This window comes from Bradyrhizobium sp. USDA 336 (assembly GCF_044908355.1).
In the GTDB taxonomy this organism is placed as follows: domain Bacteria; phylum Pseudomonadota; class Alphaproteobacteria; order Rhizobiales; family Xanthobacteraceae; genus Bradyrhizobium; species Bradyrhizobium yuanmingense.
Genome location: NZ_JBIYDC010000002.1, coordinates 7,781,373 through 7,798,734 on the forward strand (window position 1 = coordinate 7,781,373; position 17,362 = coordinate 7,798,734).

Sequence of the window (17,362 nt, forward strand, 5' to 3'; positions counted from 1 at the left end):
CCCGGCGTGTCAGGCCGAAGCCTGAAGCACGGACCATTTGACCTATGTATCAAGGAAAGCGCTGGGAATTTGTTCGATCGAACATCGAAGAAGCTATCGCGTCGAGCCGATTTCGGCCAGGCGAAAAACTTCCGAACGACGTCGAGCGTGCTCTCGAATATGGTGTCAACCGGCACACCGTAAGATACGCCATTCGGGCACTTGAGCAGGAAGGACTGCTTCGCATCGAGCAGGGGAGAGGCACCTTCGTTGTCGAACATTCAACAGCGTATCTTCTCTCCTCTCAAACCCGGCTAAACGACAATCTCATGTCGCGAGGCCGCTTGGCTCGTCGTAAGATCCTGACTACTGCAACGATACCGGCAGACGAGCGGCTCGCCGGCTACCTTGACTTGAAGGCCCGTGACGATGTGCTGCGCATCGACACGCTGAGTGATCAGGACGAGATCCCAATCGCCATTGCGCATAGCTACTTTCGGCGAAACGCACTCCCGGACTGCTGGACAAACTCTCTGGCGCCAACTCGATCTCAGCAGCTCTCAGGCGCATCGGAATTGACGACTACTCGCAGCAATGGGTGACGATCAGTGCGCGTCTGCCCTCCGCCCAGGAGGCGCGCCTGCTTGAAATGTCCACTTCGGCGCCGGTCTTTGTCAAAGAGAGCCTTGATTGCTCTGGCCATATTCCGATCAAATTTGGCGAGAACGTACTTTGCGCGCCAAGAATCAGCTTCAGATTCGACTTCAAAGAGATTAGTTCCGCGGAGCAGTCGCTTGCAGGAAAGTCTCGATCCGGAAAAGCGCAACCCAGCAAATCGAAGTCATCTATCTCCTCCAAGGTCTAGGTCTTGTCCCATTCCTGCGGTCAAAGCGGCTGGGCGCGAAATGACTGTTTCGCTAGCACCATTGCTTGGGATGTGTTTCACATTGTATGCCGGGACGAGTGCTCGCGTTCTGCTAAAACAATGGGCGGCCGCTTTGATTGCGGCCTCCGTCAAGCTTACGGTTCTGGGCCGTTCTTACCCGCCCGGCGTCAGAGGCAGCCATGAATGTCGAAGACGCGCAGCGACAAGCCTTCCGTGACCGTCTTGAACTTCACCCCTGGGCGATAGGATCAAACGTGGTCGGCTTCTGCGAAGATGCGCTTGGCGGTACGCAGATCTTCCGCGTCATCGATTTCGTACCACCTGAGGCCATCGCATCTCACCGCAGCAAGCAGTAGGCCTCGTGTTTCCACGAGATAGGAAAGAAGCTCCTCGGTGTAGGCCTGGGTAGCTCCGGCCCTGATCATATCGTCTAGGGCCGGAATGACCTCTGTCCGCAGAGTAGATGCGGACAGCCGTAACAGATTCATCGTCTTGTAGAGAGGGGGGCCACCCGGGATAAGATCTAGCGCTGTTTGTTTCAACCGAAATTCTGAAATGAAGCCAAGATCGGACAACAGGACCGCCGATCCCTGCATCAGCTCATGGAAGGGAGCGACAGCAGCCGCGTTGGTCGCTTCAGTGATGATCAGCTGCCGCAATACATTTTCCTCGAAGAAGACGTCGCCCTCAAGAACGAAGTAATCTCCGGAAAGGAGTGCGTCACGCGCCAGCCAGAGCGAATAGGCGCTCCCAGTACGGTCGTAAACCGAGGATTCGACGTACTTAATCGTAACACTGCCAAAGCGGCTGCCGCAGGCATCTTGGATCGCCTCTTTGCGATACCCCACAACGATCGTTACGTGTTCCACGCCAAGACACCCAAGGTTATGTAGCGCGTTGTGCAGGATGGGGGTGCCATGGATTTGGACTAGAGGTTTTGGGCTTAGGTCCGTGAGCGGCCGTAGACGAGAGCCCACTCCAGCGGCAAGAATGAGAGCGTGCTTGGGAATATTCACAGGCATTTCAATTCGCTTTCTTCATCCCGCCTATCGCTCTGCAAGCGTCGTGAACGCCTCTGTTAAGTGTCAGGTGCCGCAGACTTGTGAGACCACCCCAGAGATTGAAAGAGGCAGGCATGAATTCTGGTCGGCGTATATACTTGCATCAGCCGCTGTGTGTCCTTCCTTGAGCCATAGGCAAAACTGTTTTGCCATGTGGAGAGCCTCTCCAGGAGTTTTACGTCGCTGCCAGTGCCGTGACGCTGAGCGGGACCGACGAAAGGTGAGGGGACTCATCGGCAGATTTGAACAAAGGAAGCTTCAGGTGACAAACCCTGCTGCCACTAGCGGGGCTGCAGATATTGCTTTTCGGCCACGGCGAGTTCGTCATACCTCAGGAGCTCGAATATCTCGCTGAGCGGTGCGATCTGAGGCTCAATGCTCGCAACGCTCTCTTGAGCTGCGATACTATCGCAGACGCGCCGCATCGCAGCTGCCGCAGCTCGCATGGAGTGATTGGCCCAAACGACCGTGGAGATGCGCGCATCCCGATAGGCTGAGACTGGCGTTCGATAGTATGTGGTCGGAACGATCACGACAGGTAGCCGGTTCCGCCACTCGGTGACGAACGAAAGCATCTCGTCCGCTGTACTCTTTCGTGAATGAATCAAGATAGCATCGGCTCCCGCGTCGGCATAAGCGTGAGCCCGCAAGATAGCTTCGTTCAATCCGTGCCCGGCAATGAGCGCCTCGATCCTGGCCACGAGAACAAGATTTTCGGCGACTGCATCCTTTACAGCCCGCAGACGACCGCAGAATTCATCAATATCGGCGAGCGGATGCCGCTCACCAATGAGCGAGTTCAGCTTCGGGAAGCAGCTGTCCTCAAGCGAGACGCCTGCCGCGCCAGCCTGACGAAGTTTGCGAGCGAGCAGGCGAGCATTGTTGAAATTGCCGAAGCCGCCATCCCCATCAACGAGCACAGGTAACTCTGTCGAGTCCACTATGCGCTCGACGCTCTGGACGAGCTGGCTCCATGAAGCTTCATTGGCATCACGATAGCCCAGGGAGCTGGCAATCGACAGACCAGACGCCCAGAGCCCCTTGAACCCTGACCGCTGTGCGATTGTGGCGGATAGGCCATCATGCGCTTCCATCAGAAACGAGAGCTCATCATTCGAGCAGACCTGAACATGAAGCATTTCGGCAGGCGACGGCCGCGCGCATTGATGACCTGCGGTGGGCCGAACGGCTTGTGGTTGATACTGCATGCCTAAATCCTGGAAAACGAGCGATTGGCACCAATGTCACTGCTCATATCGTTTCGGCGTGATGCCGCTCAATGACCAGCATTGGTAGTTTATTGGGACCGCAAAGGCTTGCATGCTCGCCATAGGAGGCGCGCCGAACGCAAAGCTTTCGCTATGAATTGATTGGCGTCGTGCCCAAAGGCTGGAAGAAGGGTTTTGGATGCGAATGAATGACCTTTCGTTCGCGAGCCTGGAGCTGCGGCCCCCAGAGAGAATTGCCCCCCCACTCCTCGAGGGGGAGCGCTTAGTCAAAGGGTGATATCCGGCTCACATAGAGTTGACGCAAATATCGAACAGCCACGATTGTCGCAAAGCTGCTGTGAGGTTGACGACATACGTCGCAGCCTGTCGGCAGGGCTGCGGCGGGATGGCAGGATTCGCGCGAATGGCGTGGCAATCGCCGAAGAATTTGTCCTGCCTCGCCGACAGTTTGCTGGCGCCACTGAGTGGTATGGCATTTGCTGATGCTTTCCTGTTCTCTGGACTACAGGAGAAATTCATGGCGGATAGGCAAGAGGTTGTGCTGTCGGAACGGGAAAGACAGTGTTTGCGATGGGTCGAGGAAGGGAAGTCATCCTGGGCTATCGGAGTGATCCTGAACGTGAGCGAGAATACCGTCAACTTTCATGTCAAGAATGCGATGCGAAAGCTGGAAACGTCCAGCCGGACTTAGTGCGTCGTCAAAGCGCGACGCCAGGGTATTATCTAAGGTAACCGCATAGGTTCCGTTGCCCCTAATGCAGATCTGGCGAAGTGTAAGGGGCGACTTTGGGTTGCTCCGGCGGAATGCGAAGCGAATTGCGCGCCCGCAGCTGTTTATGAAGGGTGTGCTTCTATTTCGTCGCCGATCGTCACGGGGCGCCGTGGACCACCAGGCGAGGTGAGATCGCGGCGCAAAACGCTCTTGAAAGCTCGAGGGTCTGTCGGATCTGATCGATCCGTCCCCGTGCTGCGGACGCGGCGGTCGTATGCGTGTCCCAAATTGGGGGGCGATCGTAGCGGTTTAGGTACTAAAGTCGTTGTCATCGGAAAGGCGGTGTAGACGGTCTAGGCTGGACACGAAGACGGCAATGATAGTCCGTGAACCCATTTTCGAAAGCGTGCTGCTGTTAGACGTTGCCCCATACTCTAGCGCTCTGCGCACTACCAAGTGCGGGCAATCCTCACGAAGCGTAGCTAGCTCAATGCTACCTCTTCGCTGACCTCCAATGCGAATGTTGGGTTCTTCCGATGATGTAGCGGATTCGAGATAAGCTAAACATGTTTGCGGCGGAAGCCGCGATCCGGATGTTTTTGGAAAGGCAGGCGACTCCGAAGTCAAACTGACTGAGTTGGACCACGACCACAGGGCGCCATCGATGATGTGCAAAGTTGCAGTATCGACGGGCCTTGAGGAGGAGGCGAGGCGTGCAACGCGGCTACAAATCGTTGCGCAATGTAGAGCTCATATGCATTCTCCGCCAGGTGGGTACGACAGGTGCGGAGCCATTAACGACGCACGCTCCTGCCAAACTGGTCAAACATTTGAGTTGCAATTTCGTTCGTATCGCATAGTGGGAAGCCGCCCGCATTGTTTGTGCCGCGGGCAGAGTATCAAGCCGACCACATTATCCTCATCACGGTATGAACAGGGGCATGTGATGGAAGCGCGTCGTATAAGCGCGCAGGGCCGCACCTGATAGGGTCAAGGTTGCGGGCCGGGACAGCTTGAAGGAAGCTTCTCTTAAGGTTTCTACTTGGTATTCGGATGCGCGATGATGCGCGAGGGGCGGACCACGTCAGGAGCTCTATGATGCCCGTCTATACGGTGGGGTCGAGCGAGCAAGATCTTCTGCATCCAAAGGATTGACTACTCCATAGACTCGTCATTCCGCGCTCGCGCCATTTGTGCCGATCAGAACGGTCACCTCGCCACGGCGCCCGAGCCTTTCCAGCGTCGAGGCCCATTGCGCGTCGCCGGCTACTAAGGCAACGCTCTGCTTGCAAACCTCGGATGCGGAGGTAAGCAGCATCGCTGCGTCCCAGTCTTGCCACTGAAGATCGAAAATGCTGGCGCTGTCTCACAGGCTGTCCGCCGACACGCTGTGATGTCCGTTTGGCAACCAATGGCGGCAACGGAACATGGTCGTGCAGCCCCCGAACGCTGAAACTTGCGACTCCTTAGCCGGCACGCAGCTTGCAGTAAGCGGCGCATGACATAGCGCAAGCCGCGCTATGTCCTGCGCTTGCACGGTTTCCGCCGGGTCTGCTTGACGCGCCAGGGCCGGACAGCGTGGCCCGCCGATCTTATCTAGAAAAAGTCCATGAACACGCCACCACTCTTGTCCGCGGTGTTGCCTTCGATTGCTAGCGCTACGTCCACGGCGTTTTCGCAGGAGCGAACGGATGCGGCGGTGACTGACGACCCATTCCTTTGGCTCGAGGAGATGGAAGGACCAGGCGCGTTGGCTTGGGCTCGCGGCGAGAACGAGAAGACGCTCGGGGTGCTTCAGTCAGATCCTCGCTATCGGCCCTTCTACGAACAGGCGCTCCTCATCCTGCAGGCTAAAGATCGGATCGCAGATGTTCCATCCGAAGGGGGCGGTTTGGAGCAGTTCTGGCGAGACGAGAATCAGGTGCGCGGCGTCTGGCGGCGCACCACGCGTGAGAGCGATCGTAGCCAACACCCAAAGTGGGAAACCATCCTCGACGTGGACGCTTTGGCCGCCGCCGAAAACAGAAATTAGGTCTTTCAAGGTCACAGCTGCCTTCCGCCTGAAGGGCGCCGTTGCCTGATTAGTCTTTCCGATGGCGGAAAGGATGCCGTGTCCATACGAGAGTTCAGCTCAAACGTGCTCAGCCGCTCAGTGAGGCTCGCGAGATCTTTCGGGGCGAGCCCACCGACGTTGGGGCGTCCCCCTTCGTGCTTCGTGACAGCGAGGGCCATATTCATGCGACCGGCGCCGCCCGCGCAATCAGCTCTTTCGAGTCCGAGTATGTGGTCTTCCGCCCCGATGGGCCCGTCAAGCTCAATCTGCCGAAGAAGGCCGAGATCGCCACGCTCGCTTGCGGCCGCCTGCTTGTGAAACTTGATGAGGACTGGACACCGTCCGAGGGCATCCGCTTCACGGCCGGCTCGATGATCTCGTATGACCTCGATGAATGGAAACAGGATCCTTTGCGCGCCAGACCATCGCTCGTCTTTCAGCCTGGGCCCCGGCAGGCACTGAGCGAGTTCACTCACACAAGGAACTTTTTGATTCTGACGATCCTTGAGAACGTTCAGGGTAAAGCCTTCCTCTACAAGTACGATCAGGGAGCTTGGTCGGCGACACCGATCCCGCTGCCGGAAGATACAAATGTCAGCCTGTCAGCTACATACGATGAAGCCGACCGGGTCATATTCACCGTCTCGAGCTATCTCAGACCAACCTCAGTTTGGTCTTTTGATGCCGAACGCAAAAGCTTGGAGGAATTGAAGAAGGCACCCTCTGCCTTCGATGCGTCGAACCATGTCGTGGAGCAGCTCGAAGCCATTTCGCGTGATGGCACGTCAGTTCCCTATTTTCTGGTGCGGCCCAAAAACGCAAGGTTTGACGGCACGATCCCGACACTTCTCCATGGCTATGGCGGTTTCCAGGAGTCGCAACTGCCCTCTGATCTGGGATCGATGGGGCGGATATGGCTCGAACAGGGCAATGCCTATGTCGTTGCGAACCTGCGCGGGGGCGGTGAGTTTGGTCCACAATGGCACCAAGCGGCCCAGGCGGCAACGAAGCAGACGACATGGGATGATTTCATTGCCGTTGCCGAGGACCTGATCCGTCGGAAGATCACGAGTCCACGCCGGCTGGGCGCGATTGGCGGCAGCCAGGGCGGCCTGCTCGTTGGCGCCGCGATCACCCAGCGTCCCGAGCTCTTCAACGCGGCGATCATCGAGGTGCCGCTATTCGATGTGCTTCGATACACCAAGCTGGGCGCGGGCGCCTCCTGGATCGGCGAGTACGGTGACCCCGCCATTGCCGAGCAGCGTGCGTGGATCGAAGGCTACTCGCCATACCAGAAGCTGGTGGCGGGCAAGACCTTATCCCGCTCCCTTAATTCTTACCTCCACCAAGGACGACCGCACGCATCCAGCGCACGGCCGCAAAGCTGCCGCGAAGCTCGCCGCGCTGGGCCAACCTTACTTCTATTACGAGAACATCGACGGCGGACATAGCGCCGCGGCCAATCTCATGGAAGATGCGCGTCAACTCGCCCTTGAATACACCTATGCATCGAGGCGGCTTTGTTCTGAGTAAGATCGGCGGACGGGCTGATCGAAGCCGATAGACTAGAGACAATTGGTTATCTCAACTCCTCACGTTGCTCAGCTGAATTCATGGAACGCAAAGGCGAGAGAGCTGATGAGGGTGGGCGGACTCGATGAAGCTCGTCAGATGCGCAAATTACCGGTCTGAACAGCCTCCACCGCTGTCGAGCGGATTTCCTGGCGTCCCAAGCACAAACATGACGAGCTGGAAGTAAGTTGCTAGATGGGCTTCCTTGAGGATTGTCAATCCGCGCCATGCCTGCATTGAGCTACGTGACATGCCCTGATCAACCATCTATTTCTCGTACGGCGAAGTCGCTACGCAAGCGGTCAGGGATGCGATCAATTGCTTATTCCTCCGCGCAGTCGCCGTCAGAGGCCACGGCGACGCAGGAACGGCAGATCCAATCGACGCACAGCGTGACGCAGCAGTCGCCTTGGCTGCCACCCCGGCTGCGAAGCGCGCGCGGCACTTAACTCAGGTAAAGTGCTATCGTTCTCACGCAGCATAGATCCAAATCGACAGCGATTGTTGATGGGTCTGGAATGATTGTCTTTCCGCGGTGAGAAAGAGTTCGCGCAGGGTTGCACAATATTGTCTGCCAACTGCACGAGCGGGCGGTATGACCCCGACACATTTATCGCGATCGTCAAAACGTCTATAAGGACGCTACCTCATTCGCCGAACGTGAGGAGGTCGCCACATCGAGTGGACGCCAAGGACCATGTTTCGCTCGAGGGGATGAGCGGGGATTCCCTCGGGTCGTCATCGATTTCCAAAGAACCGAGTTGGTATTGGCAGCAGAATTCCCGATCGGTAACTTTCTGGGTCGCCCCACCCCGGCTTGGGGTTAAAGTTCCCGTTCGGTAACTTTTTGCTCTCAGTTTGGAACCGCGCTAAAAATTCCCGCTCGGTAACTTTTCTCTGGACATCCGCGGTTTCCGCTCCTAAAGTTCCCGTTCGGTAACTTTACGACGAGAGAGCTATGAACACGCCTCCAAAGGGCACTCCCCCCTCAGGCGGAAACGAGGCTCCTGGCGAGACCGGTGTCCCGCGCCAAGCCGCCGAGTTCGCTGCAGCATTCGGTCGCCTCATCCAGGCAGAACGCAAACGCCAGGGTCTCCGGCAGGACGAGCTGGCCATGGTGAGCGGGACAGGAAAGCGCTTCATCGTCGACCTCGAGGCCGGAAAAAGCACCTGTCAGCTCGGGCGCAGCCTGCACGTGGCAAACGTGCTCGGGCTGCGCATCGAGGATGTTCTCAGGGATGCCCAAGCCCGCCGCGCGAACACTTCCGAGACACCGGACATTCCCGAGAGCGATGAGGAGGAGCCTCATGGACCGCCTTCCGGTCTACTTTGAGACGCGAGAGGTCGGCTGGATCACGGCCGCCGACGAAGCGTCAGGCTTCACCTATGCCGAATCCTGGCGCGGGCTGACCGGCGCCTTCCCTGTGTCGCTCACCATGCCGCTCTCGCGGGCCTCGCACGATGCCTCGGCAATTCTGCCATGGGCGGCAAATCTGCTGCCGGAGAACGCAACTCTCGGGATCGTAGGTCATATGCTCGGCAAGTCGCCGGCCGATGTCATCGGTCTTCTTGCCGAGATGGGCCGCGACACCGCCGGCGCGCTCTCCGTCGGACAGCCTGGCACCGGGCTGATCGCCGGAAAATGGCGAGAGATCCCCGACAAGGCCGCGCTCGAGCGCATCCTCAATGAGCTACCCCACAAGCCCTTCCTCGTCGGCGAAGATGGCGTGTCGATGTCGCTTGCCGGTGTGCAGACGAAGCTCGCCGTCGCTCTGGATGGCGACACCCTGTACATACCGATCGACGGCGCGCCATCGACCCACATCATCAAGCCCGATGGCGAGCGCTTACCTGGCGCCGTCCAGAACGAGGCATTCTGCCTGACGCTCGCGCGCATGATCGGAATCCCGACGCCGAAGGTGACGACCGGGACGGCAGGCGAACGTAGCTACCTGCTGGTTGAGCGCTATGACCGCCGTCATGACGGCAAGAGGTGGCGGCGGCTGCATCAGGAGGACTTCTGCCAAGCCCTGGGCCGACCGCCAGCTGCCAAGTACCAGAACAACGATAGAGGCCTAAAAGGACCTTCATTGGCCGACATGGTCGGCGTGACCCAGCGCCACATGACAGCACAGGAGACCGCCCGCTTCGTCGACCTTGCCATCTTCAATCCAATGGTGTGGAACACGGATTCCCATGCCAAAAATTACTCGCTGATGCTATCGGCGCGCGGCGCCGCCATGGCGCCAGGCTACGACATCGTCTGTGCGGCGCCATATCCGAAGATCACACGCAACATGGCGCAGAAGATCGGCGGGCAGAAGCAGGCTGATCAGCTTGGACGCAACCACTGGGAGCGCTTCGCCATCAACTGCAAGCTCTCTCCAACACAGACGATCCGTCGCGTCTCCGAGATTGCTCAGGCCGTGACGCACCATGCAATGGTGGCCAAGGCCGAGGTCGAAGCCATGCCTGCCCGCGGCGATCCCGTCCTGGACACGGTCGTCGAGGCGGTGATTTCGCGCGCACGCGGCTACCTAGAGCGCCTGAAGCAAGCGGAGCCAGCGCCGAAAGGCGCAGCAGCCCTATCGCCCTAGCATTACAGTTGCTATTTTCGGTGAGTTCTGAATCCATGGGTGACCATGATTCGGGATCTGATGATTGGTGGTGCGTCGGTTGAAGATACGCTGACGCTGTGGGCTTCCTCGTTGCGAGATGCCAAGCAACGCATCCGTCCGCTGTTTACGCAGGAGCGGGTGGCGGCCTCGGCGTGGCGGTTTCTCGACCGACTGTTGGGTAACGAGCCGCGCAAGACGGGTTGGATGCGGGCTGAAGCGGTCGGCGATCCAGGCCCGTGGCGCCAGCAGGCGACCCTGGGTCGGGGGCAGTTGGATGCCGACGCGCTGCGCGACATTGTTGCGTGAGTACGCGCTGGAACGCTTGCCGATGAGGACGCGGTTCTGGTTATCGATGAGACCGGGTTTTTAAAACAGGGCAAGGCATGGCGCGGCGTCGCACGCCAGTACACTGGCTCGGCGGGCAAGATCACCAATTGCCAGATCGGAGTGTTCGCCTCCTATGTGTCGCGGCATGGCCATGCCTTCATCGATCGCACGCTCTACCTGCCGAAGGAATGGACGGACGCCCCCGCTCGCCTGAAGGCACCGCATGTACCGAGCGATGTGGGCTTTGCGACCAAGCCCAAGATCGCGCGTCGAATGATCGCTCGTGCGATCGCCGCAAAGGCGCCGTTCTCGTTCGTGGCGGCGGACAGCGTGTATGGCACGGGCGAGATCGAAACCCTGCTGCGCGAGACGGGCAAAGGCTATGTTCTGGGTGTTGCTCCCAATCACGTGTTCCGTTCCTGGAGCAAGCCGCAGCCTGTCGCCGGCACCGCCTCCGCGATCGCGCAGAGCCTTCCCAAGAAGGCCTGGCGCCGCCTGTCGTCCGGCGGAGGGACCAAAGGTCCGCGCTGGCACGACTGGGCCTATCTCGCGTTGGGCCGATCTCGACGTCAGTGAATACAACGACGACCTTGCCGGGGAATGGAAGCGGGGTCTTCTGATCCGCCGCAACATCGCCGACGGCAGCTTGGCCTTCTTCTCCAGTTGGTGCCCCAAGGGCACATCCATGCTGAAGCTGGTGTCGGTAGAAGGCCAACGCTGGCCCATCGAGGACAGCTTCGAAACCGCCAAGAACGAGCTCGGCCTTGATCACAACGAAAGCCGCTCCTGGCATGGATGGCATCGCCATGTCTCACTCGTCATGCTGGCCTTCGCCATGATGGCCGTCATCCGTCATCGGGCCAATGCTGAGCCAGCGTCAAAAAAAACGCGACGCCGGCGCACCAAACATCGTTCCTGATCCGCTGGTCGATCCAGGAATCCGTCGCATCGCTATCAAGCTCGCTCAACGGCGCATCTCGATCGACCGTGTTCTCGCATGGTCGCTCTGGCGGCGAGCTCACCAGGCCGACGCTTGCCGCGCTCACCTCAGACGAAAAATGAACCTGTAATGCTAACTTAGATGCGCCCAGAGCCTCTCTTCGTGAAAAGCCTAATCAGTCTCAAATTATCTGACGTCGGACGTGCCAACTGCGTTGTTCAACAAGGACCTACAGAATGCAGGCGTGAGCTTGCCGCGGTGGATCACGACGTTTTCGTGCCCCATCGCGGCTCGCGCGCTCTGCCAGTGCCGATTGTAGCCGCGCTGTTCATTGGATTTCACATGGCAAGCGGCGAATTCGGCGTCAGCCGCCGTCGCCAACTGCCACGCATGTACCGGCCGCTTCGTATGGATGTGCACCCACATCGGATTCGCCGTCGCACCGTTGCGCAGTGCCTTGGGCCGCAGCTTAATCTCGAACAGCGTCCCCGGATCGCCGCTCAACGCGCGCGGAGGATCCGGAGGCTCCAACTCCCCGGCCGCCCGCAACCCTTCAAGGTATTTCTGCGAGGGAAAGCCGTAGCTCTTCATGCAATCGATCATGATCGCGGCTCTTTGCCTCTTCAATGAGTTTGCCTGTCCCTGCACCTCGGAATACATCGTCTTGAGCCGGACTATCTTGTCGTGCACTTCGGGCACTTGCGCGGGCGTGAGCAAGCCACTTCGACGAGGCTCCTCCAACGCGGCTACACAGGCTTCGATCTCGGCGGCCTGTCGGTGGAGGCGCTCGACGACGATATTTAGGACGTGGTCGGCGTCCTCGGGTTTCATCTGACGCGCTTGCGAGGCGGCGCTTTGCTGAGCGGGCAGATCGAACTGCAAAAGTTCGTCCAATCGCTTGAGCAGTCCCGTCAGCGCTTCTCTGGAGGGCGGAGCCTGCCACATCGTCAGGTTTCCGCTCGCCGACGATGACGCCCGCGCGCGGGCCTCCTCCGCGCTCGTGAGTTTCTTTGTACCCAAATCCGAGAGTACGATAACCTTGCGTGTTGAGCCCGTGCCAGCGTCGGACCCGGCGAGCTGCGGCTCAGCGCCCCCAGCTGTCGAGCTCCCCTCGCCTGGGGCCGCTGCGCGCCTGCCTTTGCCCTTCCTGCGCGCTGCAGTGCTTTCGGCCACCCCGGCAGTATGTTCCGGCAGCACAGCCCAAGCCGGCGGTTCAATCGTGGCTGGCGTCTTTGGCTGAAGTGCCAGCAGCCGCATGACTTCGTCCGCTGTAAGCCACGCACCTTCCACTATCTGATCCAGCAATTCTAACGGAAGATCGGCTCCCGCTCCGGCGTCCGTCAGGCTGGCAACCATGCCGCTCACTCCTGACGCAAATTCCGAAAGCCGCTCCATGACTCCTTCCAGAACGTCGCGGTGCTCAGCGTCAAGCGGCGCTCCGTTGCGGTTCATCACGGCCTCGGCCGTCGAGGCGAATGCCGGAACAACATCATCGATGAAGGTCCCGAGCAGACGCACCCGGCCGTCTCCATCGATAAGGGCGTCTCGCACGGCTGGTCCCAACCTGCTCGCTAGGGAGAGCTGCGCGAGAGTGATCTGCGATTCCAGATACTTGTACTTCGTATTGAGTGCATAGCCGGTATGCAGTCGTAGCGCGGCCTCTTCGGACTTCCGCAACTCGGGCGTGCTGCTTGGTAGGTCGGCAGTAGCCGCGCAGACGGACTGCATCCGCTCCGAGCGCAATGCCCTCTTTCTCCACCACTCCATGCAGTGCTCATAGTAGGGCTCCACGCCTGAAAGCACGCGGTTCAGCTGGTCAGGCGAAGCGGTGCGGATGATCCTGCCGAGCAGGAGTGCTGCTTTGTGTCTGCTCTTCTCCAGGTCATCGAAAATCGCAGCAGCCACGGCGTTACCTTCGTCGGCCGCGCCCAGCGTCTCATCGCGGAGCTGGCGAGCCCGATCGTCGGGCAGAATGCGCACCGCCAAACCTCGGGGCAGAGCAGCGTAGTAGTCCAGAACTGCTAAGCCTGCCTTGACGACTTGATCGATCAGCTCTTGCCTCTCCGACAAGGTCCGGCCGCGCGTGGCTGCCCTACGACAAGTATTAAGGTCCTCAAGCAGGCTGCCCAACGTTCGCTTTGCTGCCTTAACCTCATCTCGTGTTGGCGCCGCCACGTCCGAAGTTGGTTGCCGGTTCACGAGCGGCGCGGTTCTATCTTGAGGCCCGGAGCGCATCCGCTCCACGACGGCCTCGAAAGATTGACTGCGTTCCCCAGGGACGAGGCCGAACTCCAGGCTCGAACTGCTCGATACCCCAGTGCTGTCGGCTCCTGCAGCTCCAACGTACGATTTGCCAGCTCGGCCGATGCCCGTCATATTTTATCTCCGATAGAAGAGTAGCCTTCCTGGCTAGACCGCTTCGCTGACGAGTAGCTGACCAAGAGCGTTTTTCCCGATGCACAAGCCATGTCGCCTCGGGTCCACTTCCATCGCAGCTGCTGTGCTGCTGAAGACAGCGGATGCCGGGATAAACGCCTCAGCTGCGGGATCATCACCTGCAGTACATGACCGCAGCCTGAACCGCGAAATTTTCGCGAGCGCGCTGGGGGCAGCACACCGCCCCTCGACAGCGTTGCATTGGGAGTTCATTTTCCTCTGGAAATTGCCCGCGATCGGCGCAGCAATGGGGGCGCGGACGTTTCGGGCGAAAATCCGTACGCGGGACATCGCGCATAATCTAGTGTCCTAAACCAGAAGTTCATGGTCTTTTAGGCCTTGGCTGACACAGAAGCGTTCGATGGAGCTGAGAATGTCGTCAGCTGATTTGGTCCATCGGAATGGGCTGGGGTCGGCGTTGTGCTGTTCGATGAAGGACGTGATCTCAGTACGTAGCTCCGCCACGCTGCGGTAGATGCCGCGCCTGATTTTGCGCTCGGTGATGAGGGTAACGAAACGTTCGACCTGATTGAGCCAGGATGAGCTGGTTGGCGTCAGATGGACGTGCCAACGCGGTCTTTTGGCCAGCCAGTTACGGATCAGCGGCGTCTTATGGGTTGCCTAATTGTCCTTGACGAGACGAACGTCCAGATCATCCGCCACGGCGGCTTCGATCTCATCAGAAACTTGCGGAATTCTGTGGCCCGTGGTGCCCGTAACACTTGCCGATGACCCGGCCGGTTGCGATGTCGAGAGCGGCAAATAGCGATGTCGTGCCATGGCGCTTGTAGTCGTGACTGCGGCGTTCCACCTCACCAGGCCGCATGCGGAACGAGGGGTGGCTCCGGTCCGGCGCCAACATCTGCGGCTTTTCGCCGACACACAGCACGATGGCGCGCTCGGGCGGGACTACGTAGAGGCCGACGACGTCGCGAACCTTGGCGACGAAGTCAGGATCGTTTGAAAGCTTGTAGGTCTCCAACCGATGTGGCTGCAGGCCGAAGGTGCGCCATATCCGCTGTACCGTCGAGACCAACAGTCCACTGGCCATCGCCATGCTGCGCGAGCTCCAGTGAGTGGTGCTGGGCGGTTTCGTCTCAAGGGTGCGGACGATTACTGCCTCGATCCGGGCATCTTCGATCGTGCGCGGCGTCGCTGGTCGATCCAGGAAACCCGTCGCATCGCTATCAAGCTCGCTCAACGGCGCATCTCAATCGACCGTGTTCTCGCATGGTCGCTCTGGCGGCGAGCTCACCAGGCCGCTGACACGCGGCGCGCTCACCTCAAACGAAAAATGCAACTGTAATGCTAGGAACAGACGCATGTGACGACAAACCCGAGCCGCCTCACCGCCGGCAAACGTGGCTGCACATCTGCGCTCAAGGCTTCCGGGGCCGTCGCCGATGATGGGCGAGAGAGCCTCGTCGACATGTCGAATTGGCATCACGGCGTTGGCAACGCCGTCGGCTTCGCAATTGAAACGCGCGCCATAAGACCTTCCTTGCCTCCCGTAAGCCCGTACTCCTCTGCCGGCTTGCCGTCGAGTTTAGCCGCTTCGGCTACGCCCTTCGCGAGCATCTCGAAAGTGTCGTCCGAAAGATGCAGGGCGCCAACACCAAGCCGTCGTCGCCATCTGGCTCCGCGTTCCCACGCTTCCATCCACGCAAAGCCTAGGTCGCTACTACGTTTGACGGCATTGAAATGCTTGAATGAGCGCGCCAGCTTGGTTGATGTCCTTTTTGGACTTAACCGCAAAGAACACATTCCGTTTGGTCGCGATGATCAGTTTGTGGACGGCATAGCGCTCTGGGGCCGGTACAACGACCGGCATGCCGGCGTCGTGCAAGACAACAGAGCGGATGGGCTCATGGATCAGGTAGTCTAGGAGCCGCAACAGCTGCGCTCCTACAGACTGCCACAATGAAGGCATCTGCGTCAGTCTGGAGGAGTAGTCCTCGTCGCCAGGGTTTTGTGTAAGGAATTCGACCTTGAAGCCGGTGGCATTGGCAAAACCGCTGAACAGCTTGGTTTCATCGCGGGAGAATGAGGGCGCACATGTCGGATCCACCTTTTTCAGGATCTTTTCGATGTCGGGCATGCTTTCATCGATCGAGATCGAGATGCCGTAGAATTTCGCGATCTCCATATCCTCGGTCGTCACGAGCTTGTCGGGCAGCTTGACGCCGACTACGCCGCTGTATGTCTGATAGGCCATCGAACCCACGAGCGTGGCGCGAAGCCGGAAAAGCCCCGCGCGCGCGAGTTCGTTGACGACGAGACCTTCCATGTGGGGAGGGGCAGGGTAGCCAGCCCGCCTCAACTTCGCTGCCAGCTCGCGTCGTGCGCGATAGCCAATCTTGGTGCGCTGGAAAGCTTCCGCGCGTTTGGCAATCTCGGGATCATCGGCTGGACCGACATATTTAAGGGTCGTCTTCGTCGGTCCCTCGCCACCGGAGGGCGCGTAGGCCTTGTAGTAATAGTATTCGCGGTCGGCTCGCTTCTGTTTTGAGAAAGGTCCGGTTTTCCGGAGCGGCTCGCGAGCCTCAATAAGGATCTCTCGCGGCGATTCGGCGGCTTGATCGTGCAAATCCGCCTCAACCTGGAGGCCGTCGAAAAACTGAGGCCCGAGATCATCGACCGCAAGCAGCGCGAAGCCGCAATCGCCGTCCGCGAGGCGCGCAATCAGGCCGACCAGTTCACGAAGAGCCTGCGCGCCATTCTGGCCGACCTGAAGCGCGTCCGACGGACCGTCATGGAGTCGAAAACAGTCGCTACCCGGCTGGAAGCCTTTTTCGAGGAGTTCGTCGACTCCTGCTGAAGGAGTTCGAGTCCATCCTCACCGGTAACCATCCGTACCGCTTCCGCAGCGCCATCGTCGATCGCGCGGAGGATCTCCTACACCCCGGAAACCATGCAGGTCCTCGCCGAGGAGTACACAGCTTCCAGCATGGCAGCCGACATCGAGGACGGTCGAATGGCCGCGGCCGACGACCTGCTGGCCATCGAAAGCATCTTCGATCAGATCGGGGAGATGTTCGATAGGATCGAGGCCTTCCGCAGGCAGCTCGAAGCCCGGGTCCGCAACACCATTAATTACGCCGACCGGGGCGGGCAGGGACTTGTCGGCCGGGCGGCGGACCTGGTGCGACGCCTGGATGCCCTACTGCGGGACGGCAGGCACCACAAGGCGACAATCGAATGGAGCATAACTTCGTTCAATCCGTGCCCGGCAATCAGCGCCGCGATCCTGGCCACGAGAACAAGATTCTAGGCGACTGCATCCTTTACAGCCTGCAGACGACCACAGAATTCATCAATATCGGCGAGCGGAGGCCGCTCACCAATGAGCGAGTTCAGCTTCGGGAAGCAGCTGTCCTCAAGCGAGACGCGCGCCGCGCCAGCCTGACGAAGTTTGCGTGCGAGGAGGCGAGCATTGTTGAAATTGCCGAAGCTGCCATCCCCGTCGACGAGCACACTAGCTCTGTCGAGTCCACCATGCGTTCGACGCTCTGGACGAGTTGGCTCCATGAAGCTTCATTGGCATCACCA

10 protein-coding genes and 5 pseudogenes are annotated in these 17,362 nt (G+C 59.3%); 9 read left to right on the plus strand and 6 right to left on the minus strand.

Annotated elements, in window-relative coordinates; genetic code table 11:
- Positions 1-44 precede the first annotated feature (44 nt).
- Positions 45-844: pseudogene (gene phnF, locus ABIA45_RS37245) on the plus strand (phosphonate metabolism transcriptional regulator PhnF).
- A 269-nt stretch (positions 845-1,113) separates the two neighbouring features.
- Here the strand turns inward: phnF and ABIA45_RS37250 are convergent.
- Together ABIA45_RS37250 and aepX are read right to left on the minus strand one after the other, a co-directional pair.
- Positions 1,114-1,887 (minus strand): phosphocholine cytidylyltransferase family protein, encoded by a 774-nt coding sequence (locus ABIA45_RS37250; RefSeq protein ID WP_036043038.1) that lies wholly within the window; start codon positions 1,885-1,887, stop codon positions 1,114-1,116.
- Between the two features lie 320 nt (positions 1,888-2,207).
- Positions 2,208-3,065, minus strand: a complete 858-nt coding sequence (gene aepX / locus ABIA45_RS37255; RefSeq protein WP_036043039.1) for a phosphoenolpyruvate mutase — start codon at positions 3,063-3,065, stop codon at positions 2,208-2,210.
- Between the two features lie 625 nt (positions 3,066-3,690).
- Between aepX and ABIA45_RS37260 the strand changes: the two are divergent.
- The 7 genes and pseudogenes from ABIA45_RS37260 to ABIA45_RS37290 form a co-directional block, all read left to right on the plus strand.
- Positions 3,691-3,846 (plus strand): annotated as a pseudogene (locus ABIA45_RS37260) (helix-turn-helix transcriptional regulator); the annotation flags it as partial.
- Between the two features lie 1,630 nt (positions 3,847-5,476).
- Entirely contained in the window at positions 5,477-5,899 is a 423-nt protein-coding gene (locus ABIA45_RS37265; RefSeq protein ID WP_244431435.1) for a hypothetical protein, read from the plus strand.
- Positions 5,900-6,291: 392 nt separating this feature from the next.
- Positions 6,292-7,161, plus strand: a pseudogene (locus ABIA45_RS37270) (prolyl oligopeptidase family serine peptidase); the annotation flags it as partial.
- Complete coding sequence (locus ABIA45_RS37275; RefSeq protein WP_276326009.1) at positions 7,106-7,453, plus strand: prolyl oligopeptidase family serine peptidase; 348 nt, start codon at positions 7,106-7,108, stop codon at positions 7,451-7,453. The pseudogene ABIA45_RS37270 and the gene ABIA45_RS37275, both read left to right, overlap by 56 nt.
- A 1,153-nt stretch (positions 7,454-8,606) precedes the next feature.
- On the plus strand, positions 8,607-8,825 hold the full coding sequence (locus ABIA45_RS37280; RefSeq protein ID WP_370058637.1) for a hypothetical protein: 219 nt from the start codon (positions 8,607-8,609) through the stop codon (positions 8,823-8,825).
- Complete coding sequence (locus ABIA45_RS37285; protein ID WP_370128402.1) at positions 8,731-10,089, plus strand: type II toxin-antitoxin system HipA family toxin; 1,359 nt, start codon at positions 8,731-8,733, stop codon at positions 10,087-10,089. Before ABIA45_RS37280 ends, ABIA45_RS37285 begins: the two co-directional genes overlap by 95 nt.
- 45 nt (positions 10,090-10,134) lie before the next feature.
- A pseudogene (locus tag ABIA45_RS37290) lies at positions 10,135-11,356 on the plus strand (IS701 family transposase).
- Between the two features lie 207 nt (positions 11,357-11,563).
- Here the strand turns inward: ABIA45_RS37290 and ABIA45_RS37295 are convergent.
- The 3 genes from ABIA45_RS37295 to ABIA45_RS37305 all read right to left on the minus strand — a co-directional run bounded on the left by ABIA45_RS37295 (position 11,564) and on the right by ABIA45_RS37305 (position 16,400).
- Positions 11,564-13,753 (minus strand): hypothetical protein, encoded by a 2,190-nt coding sequence (locus ABIA45_RS37295; RefSeq protein ID WP_036043042.1) that lies wholly within the window; start codon positions 13,751-13,753, stop codon positions 11,564-11,566.
- Positions 13,754-14,492: 739 nt separating this feature from the next.
- Positions 14,493-15,014 (minus strand): IS630 family transposase, encoded by a 522-nt coding sequence (locus tag ABIA45_RS37300; RefSeq protein ID WP_063710690.1) that lies wholly within the window; start codon positions 15,012-15,014, stop codon positions 14,493-14,495.
- A 480-nt stretch (positions 15,015-15,494) separates the two neighbouring features.
- Complete coding sequence (locus ABIA45_RS37305) at positions 15,495-16,400, minus strand: GSU2403 family nucleotidyltransferase fold protein (protein WP_050991937.1); 906 nt, start codon at positions 16,398-16,400, stop codon at positions 15,495-15,497.
- Here ABIA45_RS37305 and ABIA45_RS37310 point away from each other — a divergent pair.
- Positions 16,395-17,084: pseudogene (locus tag ABIA45_RS37310) on the plus strand (Wadjet anti-phage system protein JetA family protein). The gene ABIA45_RS37305 and the pseudogene ABIA45_RS37310 sit on opposite strands and share 6 nt — an antisense overlap.
- Here the strand turns inward: ABIA45_RS37310 and ABIA45_RS37315 are convergent.
- A complete protein-coding gene (locus ABIA45_RS37315) occupies positions 17,081-17,287 on the minus strand; it encodes a hypothetical protein (protein ID WP_338107438.1) in 207 nt (68 codons plus the stop codon). The pseudogene ABIA45_RS37310 and the gene ABIA45_RS37315 sit on opposite strands and share 4 nt — an antisense overlap.
- Positions 17,288-17,362: the final 75 nt, after the last annotated feature.

Excerpts from the sequence above, each read along its gene's own strand:
- ABIA45_RS37275 (WP_276326009.1), top strand. The coding sequence starts at position 7,106 with ATGTGCTTCGATACACCAAGCTGGGCGCGGGCGCCTCCTGGATCGGCG.
- aepX (WP_036043039.1), bottom strand. The coding sequence starts at position 3,065 with ATGCTTCATGTTCAGGTCTGCTCGAATGATGAGCTCTCGTTTCTGATG.
- ABIA45_RS37280 (WP_370058637.1), top strand. The coding sequence starts at position 8,607 with ATGGTGAGCGGGACAGGAAAGCGCTTCATCGTCGACCTCGAGGCCGGA.
- ABIA45_RS37295 (WP_036043042.1), bottom strand. The coding sequence starts at position 13,753 with ATGACGGGCATCGGCCGAGCTGGCAAATCGTACGTTGGAGCTGCAGGA.
- ABIA45_RS37265 (WP_244431435.1), top strand. The coding sequence starts at position 5,477 with ATGAACACGCCACCACTCTTGTCCGCGGTGTTGCCTTCGATTGCTAGC.
- ABIA45_RS37250 (WP_036043038.1), bottom strand. The coding sequence starts at position 1,887 with ATGCCTGTGAATATTCCCAAGCACGCTCTCATTCTTGCCGCTGGAGTG.
- ABIA45_RS37285 (WP_370128402.1), top strand. The coding sequence starts at position 8,731 with ATGCCCAAGCCCGCCGCGCGAACACTTCCGAGACACCGGACATTCCCG.